At 59.5% G+C, this 16,276-nt stretch carries 16 protein-coding genes; 10 read left to right on the forward strand and 6 right to left on the reverse strand.

Annotation, left to right across the window (positions count from 1 at the left end):
- Nucleotides 1–39 precede the first annotated feature (39 nt).
- The 10 genes from ACP15N_RS07640 to ACP15N_RS07685 all read left to right on the forward strand — a co-directional run bounded on the left by ACP15N_RS07640 (nt 40) and on the right by ACP15N_RS07685 (nt 9,746).
- A complete protein-coding gene (locus ACP15N_RS07640; RefSeq protein ID WP_425091647.1) occupies nt 40–627 on the forward strand; it encodes an acyl-homoserine-lactone synthase in 588 nt (195 codons plus the stop codon).
- A gap of 149 nt (nt 628–776) precedes the next feature.
- Complete coding sequence (locus ACP15N_RS07645) at nt 777–2,084, forward strand: replication-associated recombination protein A (RefSeq protein WP_425091648.1); 1,308 nt, start codon at nt 777–779, stop codon at nt 2,082–2,084.
- A gap of 31 nt (nt 2,085–2,115) precedes the next feature.
- Nucleotides 2,116–2,496 carry a fluoride efflux transporter CrcB gene (gene crcB / locus ACP15N_RS07650; RefSeq protein ID WP_425091649.1) on the forward strand — a complete coding sequence of 127 codons (381 nt, stop codon included), beginning with the start codon at nt 2,116–2,118 and terminating at the stop codon, nt 2,494–2,496.
- On the forward strand, nt 2,493–3,542 hold the full coding sequence (locus tag ACP15N_RS07655; protein ID WP_425091650.1) for an RluA family pseudouridine synthase: 1,050 nt from the start codon (nt 2,493–2,495) through the stop codon (nt 3,540–3,542). Before crcB ends, ACP15N_RS07655 begins: the two co-directional genes overlap by 4 nt.
- Nucleotides 3,539–4,219, forward strand: a complete 681-nt coding sequence (locus ACP15N_RS07660; protein ID WP_425091651.1) for an HAD-IA family hydrolase — start codon at nt 3,539–3,541, stop codon at nt 4,217–4,219. The genes ACP15N_RS07655 and ACP15N_RS07660 overlap by 4 nt, the downstream gene beginning before the upstream one ends.
- The gene (locus ACP15N_RS07665; protein ID WP_425091652.1) at nt 4,216–4,932 is read left to right on the forward strand and encodes an ATP12 family chaperone protein; all 717 of its coding nucleotides are present in this window, start codon (nt 4,216–4,218) and stop codon (nt 4,930–4,932) included. The genes ACP15N_RS07660 and ACP15N_RS07665 overlap by 4 nt, the downstream gene beginning before the upstream one ends.
- A gap of 347 nt (nt 4,933–5,279) precedes the next feature.
- Nucleotides 5,280–6,296, forward strand: coding sequence for an amino acid ABC transporter substrate-binding protein (locus ACP15N_RS07670; RefSeq protein ID WP_425091653.1), 1,017 nt, complete (start codon nt 5,280–5,282; stop codon nt 6,294–6,296).
- 116 nt (nt 6,297–6,412) lie between these two features.
- On the forward strand, nt 6,413–7,648 hold the full coding sequence (locus ACP15N_RS07675) for an amino acid ABC transporter permease (protein WP_425091654.1): 1,236 nt from the start codon (nt 6,413–6,415) through the stop codon (nt 7,646–7,648).
- A gap of 1 nt (nt 7,649) precedes the next feature.
- Nucleotides 7,650–8,954: an amino acid ABC transporter permease gene (locus ACP15N_RS07680; RefSeq protein ID WP_425091655.1), complete on the forward strand. Its 1,305-nt coding sequence runs from the start codon at nt 7,650–7,652 to the stop codon at nt 8,952–8,954.
- A 21-nt stretch (nt 8,955–8,975) separates the two neighbouring features.
- The gene (locus tag ACP15N_RS07685; RefSeq protein ID WP_425092106.1) at nt 8,976–9,746 is read left to right on the forward strand and encodes an amino acid ABC transporter ATP-binding protein; all 771 of its coding nucleotides are present in this window, start codon (nt 8,976–8,978) and stop codon (nt 9,744–9,746) included.
- 46 nt (nt 9,747–9,792) lie between these two features.
- Here ACP15N_RS07685 and ACP15N_RS07690 read toward each other — a convergent pair whose 3' ends face one another.
- The 6 genes from ACP15N_RS07690 to ACP15N_RS07715 form a co-directional block, all read right to left on the reverse strand.
- Complete coding sequence (locus ACP15N_RS07690) at nt 9,793–10,290, reverse strand: SixA phosphatase family protein (protein WP_425091656.1); 498 nt, start codon at nt 10,288–10,290, stop codon at nt 9,793–9,795.
- 85 nt (nt 10,291–10,375) lie between these two features.
- Nucleotides 10,376–11,239 (reverse strand): acetylglutamate kinase, encoded by an 864-nt coding sequence (gene argB / locus ACP15N_RS07695; protein WP_425091657.1) that lies wholly within the window; start codon nt 11,237–11,239, stop codon nt 10,376–10,378.
- A gap of 99 nt (nt 11,240–11,338) precedes the next feature.
- Nucleotides 11,339–11,995 carry a ribosome biogenesis GTP-binding protein YihA/YsxC gene (yihA, locus tag ACP15N_RS07700; protein WP_425091658.1) on the reverse strand — a complete coding sequence of 219 codons (657 nt, stop codon included), beginning with the start codon at nt 11,993–11,995 and terminating at the stop codon, nt 11,339–11,341.
- Nucleotides 11,992–12,741, reverse strand: a complete 750-nt coding sequence (locus ACP15N_RS07705; RefSeq protein WP_425091659.1) for an MOSC domain-containing protein — start codon at nt 12,739–12,741, stop codon at nt 11,992–11,994. Before ACP15N_RS07705 ends, yihA begins: the two co-directional genes overlap by 4 nt.
- Nucleotide 12,742: 1 nt before the next feature.
- On the reverse strand, nt 12,743–14,578 hold the full coding sequence (gene yidC, locus ACP15N_RS07710) for a membrane protein insertase YidC (protein ID WP_425091660.1): 1,836 nt from the start codon (nt 14,576–14,578) through the stop codon (nt 12,743–12,745).
- A gap of 130 nt (nt 14,579–14,708) precedes the next feature.
- Complete coding sequence (locus ACP15N_RS07715; RefSeq protein ID WP_425091661.1) at nt 14,709–16,211, reverse strand: putative bifunctional diguanylate cyclase/phosphodiesterase; 1,503 nt, start codon at nt 16,209–16,211, stop codon at nt 14,709–14,711.
- Nucleotides 16,212–16,276: the final 65 nt, after the last annotated feature.

The raw sequence follows: 16,276 nt of genomic DNA on the forward strand, positions 1-16,276 counted from the left end.
AAGGTTTCCACCACCACCAAAGACAATGGAGACTGACCAATGGAAAGCACGACCCTATCGTTCGAGAACTTTCACAACCATGGCGAGTTATTTGCGAACCTATTTCGCGCCCGTAAACAGTCGTTCATAGTGCAAAACAAATGGGATCTGCCGGAGGCGATGGACATGGAGTACGACCAGTACGACACGCCAGCCAGCCGTTGGGTTGCGGTGCACGAGTTCGGTGAAGTGTATGCGGGTATTCGCCTGACCCCGACTACGGCCCGCTGCGGTGTGTACACCTACATGATCCGTGACGCGCAAATGGGGCTTCTCGACACGATCCCACAGGACCTCTTGTTCGGACCTGCACCGGTACAGGAAAACGTCTGGGAATCGAGCCGTGTGTTCGTGTCCCACACCACGCCGCAAAAGCTCCGCCGTCGTGTCCACGCCTACCTGATCGCGGAAATGACCAAGACCGCGCGGGAGCTTGGAGCCGCGCGCGTGCTGGGTCTGGTACCTGCGGTTTGGACGCGGTTTGCGGACCGGTTGGGTCTGGAGATCGAACCCGCAGGACGTATCATGGAGATCGATGGCATTGAAAACCAATGCGTGTCGATCGACCTGAGCCGCAAACTGCACTAGACGCCCCCGTTGGGGGATACCTTGCGTGACGGGGGCAGAGGGCGCATATCATCGGACGATGCTGCCAAATCGAAAACCGATGTGTCTTCTGCTCCTACCTTTGACAGCCGTGCTCCGGACCGGCGCGATGCATGATGCGGCCATCTCCAATGGCTGACCTGTTCGAGACCGATGCCGAGCAGGCATCCGCAACGCCACGGCCTTTGGCGGACGAGCTGCGACCCAACACTCTTTCACAGGTGATCGGCCAGGATCATATTCTGGCACCTGAGGCGCCCCTCGGTTCGATGCTCAGCAGTGGCCACCTCAGCTCGATTATCTTCTGGGGGCCGCCGGGCGTGGGCAAAACGACTATCGCCCGCCTGCTTGCGCAGCATAGTGATCTGAGCTTCGTGCAGATCAGCGCGATTTTCACCGGTGTTCCCGACCTGCGAAAAGTCTTCGAGGCTGCGAAGATCCGCCGTGCAACCGGCCGGGGAACGTTGTTGTTCGTCGACGAAATTCATCGCTTCAACAAGGCGCAGCAGGACGGGTTCCTGCCGCACATGGAGGACGGAACAATCGTTCTGGTCGGTGCAACCACCGAGAACCCGTCGTTCGAGTTGAACGCGGCGGTTTTGAGCCGGGCACAGGTTCTGGTTCTCAAACGCCTTGATGATGTCGCTTTGCACCAACTTCTGGCCCGGGCGGAGGAGCATCTCGGCCGCCAACTGCCGCTGAATGACGCAGCGCGGGCCGCCTTGATTGAGATGGCCGACGGTGACGGGCGCGCGCTTTTGAACCTTGCAGAACAAGCCGCTGTATTCGCGGGCGATGCGCCGCTTGATCCGGTGGCCTTGTCGACGCGCCTGTCGCGTCGGGCGGCACAGTATGACAAAACCGGCGACGGTCATTACAACCTGATTTCTGCACTGCACAAATCCGTACGCGGGTCTGATCCGGATGCGGCACTCTACTGGCTTGCACGCATGCTGACCGCTGGGGAGGATCCGCGATACCTGATGCGCAGAATCACCCGCATGGCGGTTGAGGATATCGGACTTGCTGATCCGCAGGCGCAGACGGTCTGCCTGTCGAGTTGGCAAACCTACGAACGCCTCGGGTCGCCCGAGGGGGAGTTGGCCGTCGCGCAAGCGGTACTCTACCTTGCGCTCGCCCCAAAATCCAACGCCGCCTACACGGCCTACAAGGCGGCGACGAAGTCCGCGAAGACGTCCGGGTCCGCGCCGCCGCCGAAAAATATTCTGAACGCGCCGACTGCGTTGATGAAAGAGCAGGGCTATGGCGAAGGCTACGCCTATGACCACGACGCCGAGGACGGGTTTTCCGGCCAGACCTACTTCCCGGACGGGATGGAGCGAACGGCATTCTATACCCCGGTGAAACGCGGGTTCGAGCGTGACCTCGGCAAACGCCTTGAGTATTTTGACCGTCTGCGCGCCAAGAGGCAGAGTTGACATCCTGCGCGGCACGCAGGACAGAGACGCCATGATGACCAGCCTCGTTCAAGTCGCCCTCGGAGGAGCCATTGGCGCCAGTTGCCGTTGGCTGCTGGGGCTGGCGATCGTGCGGACATTCGGCATGACACCTCTGCCGGTCGCGGTCATGGCGGCGAATGTGCTCGGGTCCTTTGTCATGGGCCTGTTCGTTGTTCTGGCCGCCCAAAGGGGGCTGACCCACCTGTCGCCGCTGGTCATGACCGGGCTCCTCGGCGGGTTCACAACATTCTCTGCATTCTCACTGGAAACCGTAACCCTACTGGAGCGGGGGCAAATGGGGCTCGCGGCCATCTATGTTTTGCTGTCCGTGGTGTTGTCGGTGGGCGGGCTGATGGTCGGGCTCTGGGTTGCGCGCGGGGTTTTCGCGTGAGCGGTGTGCGCACAGTGACTGTGGAGGCCGGCGAGGGGGATCAGCGCCTTGATCGCTGGTTTCGCAGGCGGTTTCCCCATGTCGCGCAGGGGCGTATCGAGAAAATGTGCCGCAAAGGCGAGATACGCGTGGATGGTGGCCGGGTGAAAGCGTCCACGCGGGTCGTTGAGGGGCAAGCCGTGCGGGTGCCCCCGTTGGCCAGTGCCGATCATGCGCCACGCCCGCAAGTCGGCCGGATACCGATCTCGGATGCAGATGTGCGCATGCTGCGGGCGGCGGTCCTTTACAGGGACGATCATGTTCTGGCTCTGAACAAGCCGCCCGGATTGGCGGTGCAGGGCGGCTCCGGTCAAACGCGCCATCTTGACGGTTTGTCCGAAGCACTGAAGTTCGAGGCCGAGGAACGCCCGCGTCTTGTTCATCGCCTCGACAAGGACACGTCCGGTGTCTTGCTCATGGCGCGGTCCCGTCAGGTTGCAGCAGCGCTGACTGCCGCCTTTCGGGCGCGCGAGACTCGCAAGATATACTGGGCCCCCGTTGCCGGAGTACCCAAGCCACGGATGGGAACGATCAAGTATGCGCTGATGAAAGCCACGGGGCACGGTCGTGGCGGCGAGGCCGAGAAGATGATCTGTATTGATCCGCGCGAGATCGACCAACATCCGGATGCCAAGCGGGCCACGACGGACTACGCTGTTTTGTCGGCCCTTGGACAGCGGGTATCCTGGTGCGCGCTGGTGCCTGTCACGGGACGCACGCACCAGTTGCGTGCGCACATGGCTGCAATCGGGCACCCCATTATCGGAGATGGCAAGTATGGCGGCAGTGGGCAGGAAAACCTCGGTGACGGGTGGGGCGCGCAGCTCGGGGGCGAACTGTCGAAGAAACTGCACCTGCACGCGCGCAGCCTGTCGCTGATCCATCCGGTAACCGGTGCGCGCCTTGTATTGACGGCCCCGATGCCAGATCACATGAAACGCACATGGGCGGATCTCGGATGGGACGCGTCGGATGTCCCGGCTGATCCGTTCGAAGACCTGACATGACACTGAAGCTGGTTCTTTTCGACGTTGACGGCACATTGGTGGACGGCCAGGCGCAAATCATGACCGCCATGACCCACGCATTCGACGCCGAAAATGTACCGGTCCCGACGCGCTCTGCCGTCCGGGGCATCATCGGTCTGTCTTTGCCAAATGCGATTGCACAACTGGCGCCAGACCGGTCAGAGGCACAGGTTGCGCGCCTCGTCGAGCGCTACAAGGACGCCTACGTCGCGCAGCGCGTATCTGGCGGCGCGGAGGCCGCGTCGCCGCTCTATGATGGGGCCTTGGATGCGCTGGAAGCGCTCGCGCGCGTGGACAATGTGCTGCTTGGCGTTGCAACGGGCAAATCCCGTCGCGGCCTGTCGCACATGTTTGACGCCTATGACCTCAGTCGGTTTTTTGTCACAACGCAAGTCGCTGACGACCATCCGTCAAAACCGCACCCCTCGATGGTCCTTGCTGCCTTGGCCGAAACCGGGGTGAAGGCTTCGGACGCGGTCATTCTCGGGGACACGAGCTACGATATGGAAATGGGGCGCGCGGGCGGCATCACGGCGATCGGTGTCAGTTGGGGCTACCACGAAAATGTGGACCTGCTGGACGCTGGTGCGTCAACCGTGCTCGAAACCTATGCCGCGCTGATGCCAGCCCTTGAAGCATTCTGGAGCAAGACATGAGTGGTTGGGCCTCGAAACGGTTTTGGCAAACAACATCGGTGGACATTGCAGAGGGCGGGTATGCCGTTGCGTTGGACGGGCGTCCGGTTCGCACCCCGCTGAAGAAGCCCCTTGTGGTGCCAACCGCCGAGTTCGCAAATGCAATTGCCGCCGAATGGGACGCGCAGGAAGATACGGTCGACCCTACCACCATGCCTTTCACACGTGCTGCCAATGCCGCCTTGGACAAGGTAAGCGCGCAGCGCGAAGAGGTGCGTCAGATACTCGCCGACTACGCAGGTACGGACCTGCTGTGCTATCGGGCCACGGGACCAGAAACCCTTGTGGCGCGACAGGCCGCGGCTTGGGATGCGCACCTCGACTGGGCCGCGCAAAGATACGGAGCCCCGTTGACCGTGACCTCCGGTATCGTTCCCGTCGCGCAGCCCAAGGGCAGCCTTGATGCCTACCGCGCGGAGGTTGCATGGTTCTCGGATTTCGAGTTGACGGGGTTCCACGATCTGGTCGCGATTTCCGGGTCTCTGATCCTTGCCTTTGCCGTGGCAGAGGGCCGTATTTCGGCTGCCGAGGGGTACGACACCTCTCGAATCGATGAACTCTGGCAGATCGAACAATGGGGCGAGGACGAAGAGGCCAGCGCGCTCGCAGAGCACAAGCGCTCCGAATTCCTGCGTGCGTTTCGGGTGATGCAGATGTCAAAGCCTGAAATTTAAGGCGATTTCACAAGTTGACGTTGCGTCCCCCTGAGTTTGGCCTACCTTTGCAGCGGGAACAGGTATTGATCCTTGTCAACAAGGCTCGACTGCCGCGCAATTGCTTGAGTTGATTGGAAAATGGCGACAACGAACTCAGTCTGCCCAATTCACAGGCAATTCCTTGCAAGAACGCGGTCAGCTTCAGAGTTGAACCAGAAAGGTTCGAGCGCCACTTGACGCCATTTTGGGAAAATGCCCAATTTGGCGGCGCTGGATGGGCGTACCCGTCCCGTGATTTCAGGGCCGGCTCCGAAAGGGTCGGGAAAAGCTGCACAAATGGCAGCGACCACCAGGAAGAGGTAAAAATGAACAAATCCGTATTTTTGGGCGCGCTTACCGTCGCCGGACTGATGGCGAGTGGCGCATCCGCCGATACGCTGCAAGAGGTGCGCGACCGCGGTGCGGTTAACTGCGGCATCAGCACCGGTCTCGTTGGGTTCGCCTCCCAGGACGCAAACGGCGATTGGCAGGGCTTTGACGTTGCCGTTTGTCGTGCAGTTGCGGCTGCAGTCTTCGGCGATCCGACGGCCGTGAACTTCAACCCTGTCACCAACCAGGTGCGGTTCGAGGTTCTGAACTCCGGCGAAATCGACATGCTGGCTCGGAACACCACATGGACATTCTCGCGCGACGTTGACCTCAAGCTCGAGTTCACCGGCATCAACTACTACGATGGTCAGGGCTTCATGGTGCCCCGCGCACTCGGCGTGTCGTCGGCTACCGAACTGGACGGCGCCCGTGTTTGCATCCAGAAAGGGACCACGACCGAGTTGAACCTCGCGGACTTCTTCCGCGCGAACAACATCAACTTCGAGCCGGTGCCGATCTCCACGGCGGCAGAAGCGCAGCAGCAGTATCTTGCGGAGGCCTGCGACGTCTACACGACCGACGCATCCGGTCTGGCGGCAACCCGCGCTGCGTTTGAAACTCCGGGCGATCACGTTGTCCTGCCCGAGATCATCTCCAAGGAACCGCTCGGGCCGCTCGTGCGCCACGGTGACAGCGAATGGGGCGACATCGTACGCTGGTCTCTGAACGCCCTGATCGCCGCAGAAGAGCTTGGCGTCACATCTGCAAACGTGGATGAACTGGCGGCTGGTACCGACAACCCGGAAATCAACCGTCTGCTGGGCACCGAGGGTAACCTTGGCGAAATGCTCGGCCTGTCGGCTGACTGGGCGGCCAACGTGATCAAGGCCGGTGGCAACTACGGAGAGATCTTCGAGACCCATATCGGTGAGAACACGCCGATTGGTCTGGCCCGCGGGCTGAACGCCCAGTGGACCGAAGGTGGCCTGCTCTACTCGCCGCCTTTCCGCTAAACACTTCAAAGGGCGCGGTCTACTCCGCGCCCTTTTTCCTTTTTCAGACCTTCCTGAATTAGCGGGCCAGCGCACAGACGCACATCCGATAAGCCCGCGCCGACTAGGGGACCAATATGACAACGTTTAGCGATCCACCGCAGGCCAGTGGCCCGCCCACGCAAGCGTTTTCGCTTGGAATGCTGATCAACGATACCCGATACCGCGGGTATACGTTCCAGTTCATCGCCTTGTGCGCCCTGATCTTTTTCTTTGGCTGGCTCGGGTACAACGCGGTCCAGAACCTCGCGGCGCTCGGACAGGACATTGATTTCTCGTTCCTCGGCCAGCCGGCCAGCTATGAGATCGATCAGAAGCTCATCCCCTACACCTCGACGGACAGTCACATGCGTGCTGCCTTCGTCGGTTTGCTGAATACGCTGCTGGTGGCCTTTCTGGGCTGCATCACAGCAACGGTGTTCGGCGTCCTGGCCGGCGTCCTGCGACTTTCGCAGAACTGGCTGGTTGCAAAGGTCATGTCCCTGTATGTTGAGATTTTCCGCAACATTCCGGTCCTGATATGGATCGTCATCGTTTCATCTGTGATGAGCCAGGCCCTGCCGTCGCCGCGTGACTTCCGCGGTGAGACTCCCGAGGCGACGATGGTTCTTTGGGACTCGGTAGCCTTTACCAACCGCGGCGTCTATGTCCCCGCCCCGGTCTGGAACGAAGGCTCAGGCATCGTCGTTGCGGTGTTCCTGCTATCGATCATCGGTATTTTCTGGTTCCGCGCCTACGCCAAGAAGTTGCTGTTCGAAACCGGCAAGCTGCTGCCAACAGGCTGGATCACGCTTGGTATCTTCTTCATCCCGACGCTGCTGGCGTTCTTTATCATGGGACGCCCCGTCGGGCTCGACTATCCGTCGTTGGGTGGCTTCAACTTCACCGGCGGGATCAATCTGCGCGGCACCTTGATCGCGCTGTGGTTTGCGCTCGCGCTGTACACCGGGGCCTTCATCGCCGAGAACGTGCGCGCGGGTATCCTCGCGGTGTCGAAAGGCCAGACCGAGGCCGCCGGGGCTTTGGGTATGCGTCCGAACCGGATCATGAGCCTGATCGTTCTACCGCAAGCTCTCCGCGTGATCATTCCGCCCCTGATTTCCCAGTATTTGAACTTGACCAAGAACAGCTCTTTGGCCGCGGCCATCGGGTACATGGACCTGACTGGTACACTCGGGGGCGTGACCCTCAACCAAACGGGTCGGTCATTTGAATGCGTGCTGTTGCTGATGTTGTTCTATCTCATCATCTCGCTCAGCATCTCCGCGATCATGAACGTCTACAACAACGCCGTTAAACTGAAGGAGCGCTGAGATGAGTGACACGTCTGCACAAACCTCCGTCGCTTTCGTTCAGACTGAGCAGATCCCCGCATCGCCACCGCCCGCCACCGAGGTGGGTATCGTCAACTGGTTGCGCTCGAACCTGTTCTACTCCATCCCGTCGTCTTTGCTGACACTGCTGACGATTGCGTTCATCTACTGGCTCAGCACGATCATTGTGCCGTGGCTCTTCAACGGTGTTTGGGATGCGGACTCAATCCGCGACTGCCGCGACCAGCTGCAAGGGGAGGTCGGCGGCTGTTTCGCCGTAATCGGCGAACGCTGGCCGCAGTTGGTGTTCGGGAACTACCCGGCGGAGCAATACTGGCGTGCCGTGCTCGCCTTTATCGGTCTTTTTCTTGCGCTTGCGCCGGTCCTCTTCTTCAAGCTGCCCCGCCAAATGCTATGGTTCACAGGTTTGTTCCCCTTTATTGCCTATTGGCTGATCTGGGGGGGCTCACTCTGGGTGTCCATCTTTGCGCTTGTTGGCGTGGTTGTCGGCTTCTTCGTGTTTCGGGCCTTGCAGGAACGCTCCTTCTTCGGGGCGATCGTGGCCGGCCTCTTTGCGACGATCCTGTTCTGGATTTTTGCCACTCCGGCACTTGCCGGCGCGCTCAGCAGCGTTGTGGGCTTGAACCTTGTCTCGGTCGAGAGCCGGTTCATCGGTGGGTTCATGATCAACTTCATCCTTGGAACTTCCGGCATCGCCTTGTCCTTGCCATTCGGCATCGCGTTGGCGTTGGGGCGGCAGTCCAACCTGCCGATCATCAAGGGCATTTGCGTGGTGTTCATCGAGTTCATCCGTGGTGTCCCACTGATCACGCTGCTGTTCGTGGCATCCGTGATGCTGGCCTACTTCCTGCCACCGGGCACAACGTTTGACCTCGTGCTGCGGGTGATCATCATGATCACACTGTTCGCGGCGGCCTATATTGCTGAAGCGATCCGAGGCGGTCTGGCGGCCTTGTCGCGTGGACAATACGAAGCTGGTGACAGTCTCGGGCTGGATTACTGGCAGTCGATGCGGCTGATCATCCTGCCGCAGGCGCTCAAGATCTCGATCCCGTCCATCGTGAATATCGCGATCGGTCTGTTCAAGGACACAACGCTCGTTTCGATCATCTCCATGTTCGACATGCTCGGCATGATCCAGGGCCCAATCCTCGCATCAACCGAATGGTTCGGCGTCTATTGGGAACTTCTGGGCTTCGCTGGCCTGCTGTTCTTCGTCTTCTGCTACGGCATCTCTCAATACTCCCAATGGTTGGAGCGGCAGCTTCAAACAGGGCATCGTTAAGGAAAGGGCACTGATATGGCTATGACTGACCAAGCCCCCGCAATGACCGTCTCAGACGAGGTTGCGATTGAAATCCAGAAAATGAACAAGTGGTACGGCCAGTTCCATGTTCTACGGGATATCGATCTTACCGTGTATCGCGGCGAACGGATCGTTATCTGCGGCCCGTCAGGGTCCGGCAAATCTACGCTCATCCGGTGCATCAACGCACTTGAGGAGCACCAGGCAGGCTCGATTGAGGTTGACGGTACTCTGCTGTCTTCTGACCTCAAGAACATCGACAAGATCCGGTCGGAGGTTGGCATGTGCTTTCAGCACTTCAACCTGTTTCCCCATCTTACCATTCTTGAAAACTGCACATTGGCGCCGATCTGGGTTCGCAAAACCCCCAAGAAGGAGGCAGAAGCCACGGCGATGCACTTTCTTGAAAAGGTGAAGATTCCCGACCAGGCCAATAAATACCCTGGACAGCTTTCGGGCGGTCAGCAGCAGCGTGTGGCGATCGCCCGCTCGCTCTGCATGAAGCCGCGGATCATGCTCTTTGACGAGCCGACCTCGGCCCTTGATCCGGAGATGATCAAGGAAGTGCTCGACACCATGATCGAACTCGCGGAGGAGGGGATGACCATGCTCTGCGTGACCCACGAGATGGGTTTTGCGCGCCAGGTGGCCAATCGCGTGATCTTCATGGATGCCGGCCAGATCGTAGAGCAGAACGAACCGGAAGAGTTCTTCAACAACCCGAAATCCGACCGGACGAAACTGTTCCTGAGCCAGATTCTGGGGCACTGAACAGCAAGACTTCGTTGGCGGGCCCCGATCGCAAGATCGGGGCTTTTTACTTGCGAACGCCCAGATCGTGCGGCGTGAGAAACCGGGTCAGCTTACCGCTTTTCCAGTCTACATCCCCCCACGCCTCCGTGTCGAACGTCAACACGCTCAGCGCGCCGGTGGGGTATTGCGCGAACCTGTGATGATCCGACGGCGATACGGCTACCGCGCTGGAAAACTCTGCCAGACCGGGGTTATGGCCGATTACGAGCACACGCTTCCCAGATGCTGCCCTAACCGTCTCCAGAACTGTATCCGCGCTGGCATGGTAGAGTTCAGACTTGAGGTCAGCCGCGCCGGGCAAGCCGGTGCGTGCCCAGGTTTCCTGCGTGCGAACGGCATCGGAACAAAGAACTTGATCCGGAAGAAGACCCTCCTCCGCAATCCATGCGCCTATGGCGGCAGCCCCGCGTCTTCCGCGGGCATTCAGGGGGCGTTCGTGGTCGTCTCGTCCCGGGTCTGTCCAGCTTGATTTGGCATGCCGCAGTACGAGTAGGGTTTTCATCGCAGGTGGTCCGGGTTCGTGGAAGTTCGAGTTTTGCCATCACAAACCACGGTGCTGCGACTGTCCAGAAAAGAATAGAGCGGCATCAGCCGTGTCGTATGATCGAACCAGCGCCCTGCTCAGTGAAGAGTTCCAGCAGACAGGCATTGGGAACCGTACCGTCCAGAATGACTGCGGCCCGCACGCCCCCTCTGATCGCTGTGACGCAGGTTTCCGTCTTTGGGATCATGCCACCCGCAATGGTCCCGTCCTGTGTGAGCTTTTCGATATGGTCGATTGTCAGCTCGGTGACCACGTCACCGGACGCGTCCTTGACCCCCGGCACGTCTGTCAGCAAGAGCAGACGATCCGCCTTGAGAGCCGCCGCTATTGCCCCGGCCGCCGTATCCCCGTTGATGTTGAATGTCTCTCCCTCACGGCCGGTGCCGATAGGGGCAATAACCGGGATGATCTCTGCCTTGAGCAGTTGAAGCAGTGTATCGGGTGTGACCTCAACCGGATTGCCGACAAAGCCGAGTGCCGGGTCGGCCGGGTCGCAAACAATCATGTTGGCGTCCTTGCCGCTCAGGCCAACGGCCCGTCCCCCTTCGTCATTTATGGCCTGGACAATGCTCTTGTTGACCCGGCCGGACAGGACCATCTCCACCACCTCGACCGTCGCGGCGTCGGTCACGCGTTTGCCCTTGACGAACTCCGACGTGATATTCAGCCGGGAGAGCATGTCGTTGATCATGGGGCCGCCGCCATGCACCACTACCGGGTTTACGCCCACCTGGCGCATCAGAACGATGTCTCGGGCGAAACTGGCCATGGCCTCGGCGTCCCCCATCGCGTTGCCACCGAACTTCACCACGACGATCGCGTCGTCATAGCGGCGCAGGTAGGGTACGGCCTCAGACAGGGTACGGGCGGTGGCGATCCAATCGCGTTTCATGTTGCGCTGCTTCATGGTTAGGCCTTTGGGGCGGAGTGCCGCGTGCTAGCGGGTTTTACCCGTTATGCCAAGGACATCGGGCAGGAGCACGCGGTTTTTGCGCGTTGTTGCGGTCTATTCCAGTCCCGCCACAATCGCGCGGAGGGTCGGGATTCCCCAGCCCTTTTCAGAGGATGTCACGACGATCTCGGGATAGGCGGCGGGATGCTTGGCCAGGACCTTTCGCACTTGGGACAGGACCTTCGCGCGGTCTTTTTCCTTCACTTTGTCTGCCTTTGTTAGGACGATCTGAAAAGTTACGGCAGCTGTATCCAGAAGCTGAAGGATTTCTGAGTCGACCTTTTTGATGCCGTGGCGCGCGTCGATCAAAACAAATGCGCGGCGCAGGGTTTGACGGCCGGTCAGATACGCTTTCAGCAAGGCCTGCCATTTCTGCACAACTGCAACCGGGGCTTCGGCAAAGCCGTATCCCGGCACGTCGACCAAATACCGGTCATCACCGAGCGTGAAGTAGTTGATTTCTTGTGTGCGGCCGGGCGTATTGGACGTACGGGCAAGCGCCTTGCGGCCGGTCAGGGCGTTGATCAGCGATGATTTTCCAACATTGGACCGCCCTGCAAAACACACCTCTAGCCGGTCCGCAGGCGGCAGGCCATCCATGGCCACCACCCCTTTGAGAAACTCTACCGGCCCGGCAAACAGCTTGCGTGCCGCCTCGGCCGTATGGGCATCAGGGGCCGGAGTCTCGGGAAATGGCAGCGTGTCACTCATGCGATCAATTGCGCGGTATCGCCCTCCGAAATCACCCCGGATTTGGTGACCACGGCGTAAACCCCGAAATTCTGGTGGTTCCATCCGTCCATCAAAGCCCCAAGGGTATCGGCATCACGCCGTCCCGTCTCGGGGTTCGCGGCAGTCGCAAGGCAGCGCCCGATCGGTTCGACTACGTCAAGCTCCGCCGTTCCAAGTTTGATCTTTCGCCCGACCCATTCAAATTCTTCCCATGGTCCAAGCCCATCCAACCATACATTCCCGCGCCACCGCAGCGTGTTCAGCTCGCGCCCGATTTTCTGGGATACCGCGCGATGGGAGGATAGGTTGTTCAAGCTAAGCGTCGGCTCCGGACTGTCGGTCAGTCCGCGGTCCACGGCCTTAACCAGGCGGACCGGCTGCGCACGGCTCGGGTCCATCAGGGGCCTTACCCATTCCAGAAAGAGATCTTCATCCGTGTCAGGTGCGAGTTCGAGGTCCGGTCGGGTCGGGTGGGTCAGCGTCACACGGGTTTCGTCCGTCGACAGCACCGCGCGCATGGCCGCAAGCATCGGCATCTTGGTCACGCGCGTAAAGTTGTTGCATGATATCCAGCCGTCGGGTGCGTCTTTGGCGGCCTCGTGCAAGACAGCCCATATACGGTCGCCCGGCAGTGTTTGTCCGGGCGAGAGATTTGCCTGCTCCAGTCGTTCCGATCCATGGGACTTGATCGGATAACGCCAGATCTCCGTAATGGTGCCCGCCACGCTACTTGCTGTCCGTGGACTTGGCCTTGTTGAAACCGGCCTTGATGTTGCCGAAAACGTCCGGTTTGTATCCGTGGCTGCGCATGATCAGGTACTGCTGAGAGAAGGTGATCACGTTGTTTGCGATCCAGTAAACGATCAGGCCACTGGCGAAAGTCCCCAGCATGAACATGAAGACCCATGGGAGCCAGGCGAAAATCATCGCCTGCGTCGGGTCGGTTGGGGCCGGGTTCAGCTTTTGTTGGAGCCACATGGAAATTCCGAGTAGCAGAGGCAGAATGCCGATGAAGATCAACGCCATGATTGAACCCGGTTCCGGTGCGCCCCAACCGAACAGGCCAAAAAGGTTGAAGATCGACGTTGGGTCAGGCGCAGACAGGTCCTGAAACGGACCGAAGAAGGGCGCGTGCCGCAATTCGATGGTAACGAAGATGACCTTGTAGAGGGAAAAGAAGATCGGGATCTGCAGAAGAATGGGCAAACACCCTGCCGCCGGATTCACCTTCTCCTTCTTGTAAAGCTCCATCATGGCCATTTGCATTTTCTGGCGGTCATCTCCGACGCGTTCCTTGATCTTCTCCATCTCCGGCTGAAGTTCCTTCATGCGCGCCATGGAGACGTAGGATTTGTACGCAAGCGGGAACAGGACCGCCTTGATCAGGAGTGTCAGAGCGATGATTGCAACGCCCATGTTCCCGATCAGCAGGTTGAGTTCGTGCAGAACCCAGAAGATCGGCTTCGTCAGGAAGTAGAACCAACCCCAGTCGATCGAGTCGATGAAGCCTTCGATCCCGAGATCCTGCTCATAGCTGCGGATCGCTTCCCATTCCTTGGCCCCGGCAAACAGCCGCGTGCTAACGCCAGTGGACGTGCCCGCAGCGATCTCGACCGTCGGGAGCCGGATCTCGGTCTGGTAGATATCCGCAGCATCGACGTATTTCGAAACGGACGTAAACGCCTGACCCGGCGTGGGGACAAGCGTCGTCATCCAATTCTTGTCGGTGAACCCGATCCAGCCGTTCTCGGTGATCTGTGTAACCTCGGTGCGTGCCCCTTCGGCTTGCACGAAATCGAAATCGGTCATGTCGCCGTAGTCAGCCTCGATCAGCTCGCCGTCTGCCATCGCGACGACGCCTTCGTGCAGGACGAAGAAGTTGATCGTATCGGGCCGCCCGTGGCGGGCAATAATCCCGTATGGCTGCATACGCTGCGTGACATCAGACGTGTTCTCGACGTTTTGCGCGATCTCGAACATGTAGTCCGCGTCCACCGAGATGGTTCGCCGGAAGACAAGGCCATTGCCGTTGTCCCATCTGAGCGTAATCGGGCTGTCCGGGGTGAGTTCCGTGCCGGAGTCGAGCGTCCACAGCGTGTTGGCGTTCGGCACGTCATCAAATGTCAGATCGCCCGCAGGTGCCCATCCGTGGAGTGCGTAGTACGAATTTGGCTGCCCTACAGGTGACAAAAGGCGCACGATCGGCGAGTTATCATCCAGCGTCTCGTTGTAGTCTTTCAGCGACAGATCATCGATCCGACCACCCTGAAGGGAAATTGATCCGGAAACGCGCGGCGTATCGATGACAACGCGCGGAGCTTGAGTGGAAACTTCGGCGGGTGCGGTGTCGGCTTGTGCCTGCGGTGCAGCCCCGGGCGTAGCTGGCGCGACGACCGCGGGCGGGGCCACGGCAACACTTGGGGCTGTCTGCGTCTGGCTGACTTGCCCGGGCGCGTTTGGATCGGTGACAGGTTCTTCGGGCGGGAAGACCAGAAACCAGACCAGGATGACGAGAAAGCTGAGCGCCGTCGCGAGAATGAGGTTTTTGTTCTGATCGTCCATCTGGACCCACACCTGTGTTTTTGAGTTAGCAGGGTTCAACCCACAGGACAGGTAAAGGTCAAGTCGATTTCCCGAAACCCCCAAGGCGCAAATTACAGCGTCGAGGCGCCGGTATTTCAGGTTTTTTTGTTCAGGCTTCGCGTTTGGCGGGAATCATCGGGGTTGCAGGCAGTTTGCCGATATAGGCCGGAAGCCAGTCGAACGTGTCTTCAAGCGGCATCGGACGGGCGATTCCGAAGCCTTGCACATGCTGGCAGCCAAGTTGTGCCAACATCGAGTGCTCTCCAAGTGTTTCCACACCCTCGGCAAGACTCTCCACATCCAGTTGGTGCGCCATGGTGAGAATCGCCGACACCATACGCTGCTGATCGCCATCCTTGTCCATCTTGGTAACGAAAGACCGGTCAATCTTGATTCGGTTGATGTTGAAGCGCTTGATTGCGCTGATCGAGGCATTACCCGTGCCAAAATCGTCGAGGTCCAACTTGCAACCCAGCGCATTCAGCGCGGCAAGATTGCGTAAGACAATATCGTCTTCCGTCTCCGAGACGACGTTCTCGAGGATTTCGACAGACAGGCGATCTGCCGACAAACCAAACCGGTCCAACTCCCACTTGACCTTTTCCACGAGGTGCGGGTTTCGCAACTCAGTGCCCCCGAAGTTCACACCAACACTGGGAATGTGGTAGCCAGCCCGTTCCCATGCACTCAGCGCCTTCAGGCTTTGGTAGAGCATGACTTCGCTCAAGCGCTCGGTGCGTCCTGTCGCCTCGATCGCCGGAAGGAATTCTGCTGGGGAAACGGTCCCACGATCGGGGTGTTGCCAGCGCGCGAGCGCTTCGAATCCTGTAACGCGCCCTGTATCCGTCGAGATTTGCGGTTGAAACCATGCTTTGATCTGTCCATTTTCCAAAGCTTGGGCCAAGTCTTCGGCCAGCGCATGCGTGCTGGAGACTTCCGTCTGCATTTCTTTTGAGTAAACGCGCAGGGCCCCTGCGCCGTGGGCGCGTGCCGTTACCATGGCGCGTTCGGCTGCAAGAAGCAGGCTGGCACCGTTGGCCTCCGGGCTCTTGCTTGCTAGGGCGACCCCGATACAAGCGGATGTGTAGGTTGTCGTACCACCCACGGGGACCGGCTCGCTCAACGCGCGTTGCAGGCGATCGGCGATCGACAATATGGCATCGAGGGTCATGCCTTCGGCAGGCGCCAGATAGAGCGCGAAGGCATCTGCGTCGAGCCGCACCACCAGATCATCGTCGCGCACCGCGGATTGCAAGCGGTCGGCCGTGATCCTGAGCACCTTGTCCGCAAGGTCGCGGCCCCACCTTTCATTGAAGCTGTGGAACTCGTCCAGATCGACAACAAGGCATGCGGCGGTCCGCGTGCTTGCGCCGGGTGTGGCGAAGTACTGGTCGACTTTTTCGATCAAGGCGTCTCGAATTGGCAGTCCGGTCAGTCCGTCACGCCCACCTTTCGGGGTCGAGACGAAGTCGAGCGCGCGCAAACACAGAACCATGATAGGCAAAAGCGAGCTTGCCCCGATCAGCCAGCGAATGTCTCTCGTTGAATAGGAGATTGCCACGAACAGAGGGAGGAAACCGACGAGAAGCACCGGGTCCTTAAAGACATTCATACCCGTTGTTTTCAGAAAATGGGATACTCGTAACATTACCGCGCTGTGCCTCTCGCCGTTCACTG

The organism is Tropicimonas sp. S265A, from assembly GCF_049800835.1.
Lineage (GTDB): Bacteria > Pseudomonadota > Alphaproteobacteria > Rhodobacterales > Rhodobacteraceae > Dinoroseobacter.

Excerpts from the sequence above, each read along its gene's own strand:
- ACP15N_RS07640 (WP_425091647.1), top strand. The coding sequence starts at position 40 with ATGGAAAGCACGACCCTATCGTTCGAGAACTTTCACAACCATGGCGAG.
- ACP15N_RS07645 (WP_425091648.1), top strand. The coding sequence starts at position 777 with ATGGCTGACCTGTTCGAGACCGATGCCGAGCAGGCATCCGCAACGCCA.
- crcB (WP_425091649.1), top strand. The coding sequence starts at position 2,116 with ATGATGACCAGCCTCGTTCAAGTCGCCCTCGGAGGAGCCATTGGCGCC.
- ACP15N_RS07660 (WP_425091651.1), top strand. The coding sequence starts at position 3,539 with ATGACACTGAAGCTGGTTCTTTTCGACGTTGACGGCACATTGGTGGAC.
- ACP15N_RS07665 (WP_425091652.1), top strand. The coding sequence starts at position 4,216 with ATGAGTGGTTGGGCCTCGAAACGGTTTTGGCAAACAACATCGGTGGAC.
- ACP15N_RS07670 (WP_425091653.1), top strand. The coding sequence starts at position 5,280 with ATGAACAAATCCGTATTTTTGGGCGCGCTTACCGTCGCCGGACTGATG.
- ACP15N_RS07675 (WP_425091654.1), top strand. The coding sequence starts at position 6,413 with ATGACAACGTTTAGCGATCCACCGCAGGCCAGTGGCCCGCCCACGCAA.
- ACP15N_RS07680 (WP_425091655.1), top strand. The coding sequence starts at position 7,650 with ATGAGTGACACGTCTGCACAAACCTCCGTCGCTTTCGTTCAGACTGAG.
- ACP15N_RS07685 (WP_425092106.1), top strand. The coding sequence starts at position 8,976 with ATGACTGACCAAGCCCCCGCAATGACCGTCTCAGACGAGGTTGCGATT.
- ACP15N_RS07690 (WP_425091656.1), bottom strand. The coding sequence starts at position 10,290 with ATGAAAACCCTACTCGTACTGCGGCATGCCAAATCAAGCTGGACAGAC.
- argB (WP_425091657.1), bottom strand. The coding sequence starts at position 11,239 with ATGAAGCAGCGCAACATGAAACGCGATTGGATCGCCACCGCCCGTACC.
- yihA (WP_425091658.1), bottom strand. The coding sequence starts at position 11,995 with ATGAGTGACACGCTGCCATTTCCCGAGACTCCGGCCCCTGATGCCCAT.
- yidC (WP_425091660.1), bottom strand. The coding sequence starts at position 14,578 with ATGGACGATCAGAACAAAAACCTCATTCTCGCGACGGCGCTCAGCTTT.
- ACP15N_RS07715 (WP_425091661.1), bottom strand. The coding sequence starts at position 16,211 with ATGAATGTCTTTAAGGACCCGGTGCTTCTCGTCGGTTTCCTCCCTCTG.